Source organism: Streptomyces colwelliae (assembly GCF_048158785.1).
Lineage (GTDB): Bacteria > Actinomycetota > Actinomycetes > Streptomycetales > Streptomycetaceae > Streptomyces.
Genome location: NZ_JBLTJC010000601.1, coordinates 1 through 4,103, shown reverse-complemented (window position 1 = coordinate 4,103; position 4,103 = coordinate 1). Strand labels below are relative to the sequence as shown.

Below are 4,103 nucleotides of genomic sequence, written 5' to 3'. Positions count from 1 at the left end.
GCCCATGACCCCGCCCCGGAAATACGCCCAGATCCTCGAAGGCCCCGAAGTGTGCCGTCGCCTCGTCCTCGTCGCCCGAACCGCCTGACGGGCCCGGCTTGGGTCGTGCGCCCCAACCCAGGTCGTTGTGCGGTACGGAACTGTCGTGGCCGGGGGCCGGGTGGTGGCCGTGCGCCGGGTCCGCCTGCCGTGGCAGGTCGGCCCAGACCAGCAGGCCGGGTCCGTGTTCCTGGGCGCCCCAAGCGCGGCACAGCCCGTCGATGAGGAGCAGTCCCCTCCCGTGCTCCTCGTCGGGCCGCTGCGGGGACGGGCGGGGCTCACCGGGAGCACAGCCCTCGTCACGGACGGCTATCCGCACCAGGTCGTCGCCGTCGTGCAGCTCGCAGACTATGTGGCTGCTCGCGGTGTGCACGATCGCGTTGGTGACCAGCTCGGAGACGACGAGTACCGCCGTGTCGCAGGTGTCCTCGCACACGGACCAGCCGGACAGCCGGGCCCGCGTCAGGCGTCTCGCCTGGGCCGGGGAACCCGGATGTGCGGCCAGCTCGAACCGGAACCGGCGCTCGGCAGCGGCCCCACCAGGGACGGCTCCCGCGGCGGCACCGAGACCGAGGCGGCCTGCGGCGGCGTCTGTTCCTAAGGGCGCGGACGGAATCACGCTTGCCACTATCGCCCCGCCGTGAACACTTGGCAAGTGTCACTATGAAATATGCAGAGTGCCGTATGACGGTCTGCACGGTCGTGGCACACTGCTCGCAACAGGAAGTCGCGCGGCGCCAGTTGGGATCTCCGGAGGTCTGTTCCGATCTTCGAATGAGTCTTCGAATGGCGCCGCAGGGCTGTCAGGATTCGGTTCGCCGGGATCGTCGCGTCGGGCCGGGATCGGTTCGTCGGTCCGTGAGAACCCTGTCGACGGACTGTACGGACGCATGCGCTGTCAGTACTCAATCCCTTACTCGGCACTCAAGACTCATTCGTGGAGGTGGAGCGTGAGCGAGCCGCGGTCCGCACCGACGGTCGGCCAGGTCGTCCTCGGCCGGCGCCTGCTGGACCTGCGGGAACGCGCGGGGCTCAAGCGCGAGGAGGCCGCCCGCGTCCTCCGCGTCGCGCCCGCCACGGTCCGCCGTATGGAGATGGCGGAGGTCTCTCTCAAGATCCCCTACCTCCAGCTCCTCCTGAAGTCGTACGGCGTCTCCGACGAGGAGGCCGAGGCCTTCGTCCACCTGGCCGAGGAGGCCAACAGGCCCGGCTGGTGGCAGCGCTTCCACGACATCCTGCCCGGCTGGTTCTCGATGCACGTCAGCCTGGAGGGCGCGGCCGCGCTCATCCGGGCGTACGAACCGCACTTCGTGCCCGGACTCCTACAGACCGAGGACTACGCCCGAGGCGTGCTGAAGTCCGGTGCCATCGGCCAGACCGAACCCGACGACATCGAGCGTCATGTCGCGCTGCGCATGCAGCGCCAGGACCTGCTGACCCGTCCCGACGCGCCCCGCTTCTGGGTCGTCATGGACGAGACCGCCCTGCGCCGCCCGGTCGGCGGCCCGGAGGTGATGCGTGCCCAGATCGACAAACTGCTCGACGCCACGAAGCTGCCCAACGTGACTTTGCAGGTCGCCCCGTTCTCCTCGGGGCCGCACCCAGGCACGTACGGGCCCTTCGTGCTGTTCCGATTTGCCATGTCAGAACTCCCGGACATGGTCTACAGCGAGTACCTGACCGGCGCCGTCTATCTGGACGCGCGCGAAGAGGTGGGAACCCATCTCGAGGTCATGGACCGCATGGCGGCGCAGGCCGCTACGGCACATCGCACGAAGGAGATCCTCAAGGATCTCCGCAAGGAGCTGTGAATGGATCGCATCAAGCCGCGTATGAGCGTCTACAACGGTATGCCCGCGCGGGACTTGGGAAGCGAAGGCTGGCACAAGCCGTGGAGCGGCGGCAACGGCGGCAACTGCCTGGAGGCGATGAAGCTCGCCGACGGCCGGATCGCCGTCCGTCAGTCCACCGACCCGGACGGGCCGGCCCTGATCTACACGACCGACGAGATGACGGCCTTCATCGAGGGGGCGAAAGCGGGCGAGGCGGATTTCTTGCTGTCCTGAGCCGGCCATCTGTGCTGAATGCTTTCTCCTTACCGAACCTCCTTATTTTGGTACTGACTTGATCACATGTTGCTTTAAGAGCTTATGGAGCACGCCATGACCGTGCGGCCCACCGACAGGATCGACGAGACAGACAAGACCGACGAGATCGACACCAGCAGGCCCCACCCCGCCCGCATGTACGACTGGTACCTCGGCGGCAAGGACAACTACCCCGTCGACGAGGAGATGGGCCGCCAGATGCTCGCCCTCGACCCGAGGGTGCCGGTCATGGCACGTGTCAACCGCGCGTTCATGCACCGGGCCACCCGCTGGCTCACCGAGCACGGCGTACGGCAGTTCCTGGACATCGGCACAGGCATCCCGACCGAACCGAACCTGCACCGGATCGCGCAGGGCATCGCGCCCGACGCGCGGGTCGTCTACTGCGACAACGACCCGATCGTGCCGGCCCAGTCGGCGGCTCTGCTGCGCGGCACACCCGAGGGTGCGACCGCGTATCTGCGGGCCGACGTGCGTGAGCCGGACGTGATCATCGAGGGCGCTCGGCAGGTCCTCGACCTCACCCGGCCCGTCGCCCTGTCCCTCGTCGCGCTGCTGCACTTCGTCCCCGACGAGGACGGCGCGCACGAGCTGGTCGACGGGCTGCTGTCCCAACTCCCCACCGGCAGCTACCTGATGATGACCCACGCCACCGCCGACTTCACCCCGGAGGAGTCGACGGCCGCGGTCGAGAAACTCACGGCGGCGGGCATCACCCTGGCCCTCCGCTCCCGCACCGGCTTCGCCCGCTTCTTCGACGGCCTCGACCTGGTCGAGCCGGGCGTGGCGGTGGTCGACCGGTGGCATCCGGAACTGGGCGAGCCGGTGCCGGGCCAGGACGACGGGGTGATTCCCGGGTACGGGGCGGTGGGGCGCAAGCCCTGACCCCGCCTGGTGTCGGGCTTCAGAACCACGACAACATGCGTCGTGGCGCGTCCACCAGTCGGCTGACGGCGACCACCGGCAACGGCGGTTGCTCCAGCCGGCCCGGGCCCGGACCGAGGCTCAGTGCGTAGTAGATCTGCTCGATCGAGGGCGGTCCGACGGCGAGATTCCGCCGGACCGCCCTCGCCGACGACTCCTCCCCGGTCCGCACGAGATACGCCGCCGCCATCGTCCCCGTACGGCCCACCCCCGCACCGCAGTGCACGAACACCGGCCCGGCCGCCGACGCGACGACATCGAGAAACCGCCGTACCTGCACGGGAGTTGGCGTCTGCCCGTCACGAATGGGTAGTCGTACGACGTCCAGCCCGGCCCTGCGCGGTTCGGCGAGCCGGGCCGCGGTCAGGTCCTCCGCCCGCAGATCCACGACCGTGGTGAAGCCGAGGCGGGCCAACTCCCGGTAGCCGCCGGGTGAGGGAGCGGCGCCCCGCCACAACTGCCCGTCGGTGTCGACGGGTTGGAAGTGGTGGATGCCCTGCACGGTACGGGTCCCCGGAGGTGGCGGGGTCTCCTCACGCGCCCAGTACGACAACGCGAGGATGCCCAGCGCGCCGGTGGCCCACAGGGCGACGTAGCCGAGGGCGACGGCGAGGAACAGCCTCATCGCGCGCCTGGCGCCGCAGCGCGGTCGGATCGACGCCTTCGGCCTGACCACGCAGGAGTACGTCGACGAGGAGGGGAAGGCGCTCAGGTCGCCCCTCGCCGACGCGGTCTGCCCCAAGTGCGGCGGGCGCACGGTGCATGTCCTGGAGGCCGGGCTCGCGGCGCGGGCCCGCCGCGCGGAACACGAACCCCGGCCGCCGCACGAGCATCACGAGCACCGTCTGCATCTGCCGCACCGGCATTCCGGCCTCGGACATCACCGACCTCACCGTCGTCTCCTACGGCGGCCTAACGACCTTGACAGTGCACGGCATCTGACGGACAGTCAGAAACCCCCGTCCGTACGGCGTCTACGACTCCTACGCCACCTACGTTGCCTACGACGCCTACGGGCGAGGACCACTCGGC

General features: G+C 69.3%; 6 protein-coding genes. 4 read left to right on the top strand and 2 right to left on the bottom strand.

Annotated elements, in window-relative coordinates:
* The coding region (locus ACNFOC_RS51685; RefSeq protein ID WP_416965916.1) for an ATP-binding protein at nucleotides 1-667 on the bottom strand (667 nt) is incomplete at its 3' end.
* Nucleotides 668-989: 322 nt separating this feature from the next.
* Here ACNFOC_RS51685 and ACNFOC_RS51680 point away from each other — a divergent pair.
* The 3 genes from ACNFOC_RS51680 (at nucleotide 990) to ACNFOC_RS51670 (ending at nucleotide 3,032) form a co-directional block, all read left to right on the top strand.
* Nucleotides 990-1,850, top strand: a complete 861-nt coding sequence (locus tag ACNFOC_RS51680) for a Sco1979 family transcriptional regulator (protein ID WP_416965915.1) — start codon at nucleotides 990-992, stop codon at nucleotides 1,848-1,850.
* Nucleotides 1,851-2,105, top strand: coding sequence for a DUF397 domain-containing protein (locus tag ACNFOC_RS51675; protein ID WP_019060458.1), 255 nt, complete (start codon nucleotides 1,851-1,853; stop codon nucleotides 2,103-2,105).
* A gap of 96 nt (nucleotides 2,106-2,201) precedes the next feature.
* Entirely contained in the window at nucleotides 2,202-3,032 is an 831-nt protein-coding gene (locus ACNFOC_RS51670; RefSeq protein ID WP_416965914.1) for an SAM-dependent methyltransferase, read from the top strand.
* Nucleotides 3,033-3,051: 19 nt separating this feature from the next.
* On the opposite strand, the gene ACNFOC_RS51665 is transcribed toward ACNFOC_RS51670, so the two are convergent.
* Nucleotides 3,052-3,696 carry a protein-tyrosine phosphatase family protein gene (locus ACNFOC_RS51665; protein ID WP_416965917.1) on the bottom strand — a complete coding sequence of 215 codons (645 nt, stop codon included), beginning with the start codon at nucleotides 3,694-3,696 and terminating at the stop codon, nucleotides 3,052-3,054.
* A 137-nt stretch (nucleotides 3,697-3,833) separates the two neighbouring features.
* Here ACNFOC_RS51665 and ACNFOC_RS51660 point away from each other — a divergent pair, with 137 nt between their 5' ends.
* On the top strand, nucleotides 3,834-4,013 hold the full coding sequence (locus ACNFOC_RS51660; protein ID WP_416965913.1) for a hypothetical protein: 180 nt from the start codon (nucleotides 3,834-3,836) through the stop codon (nucleotides 4,011-4,013).
* Nucleotides 4,014-4,103: the final 90 nt, after the last annotated feature.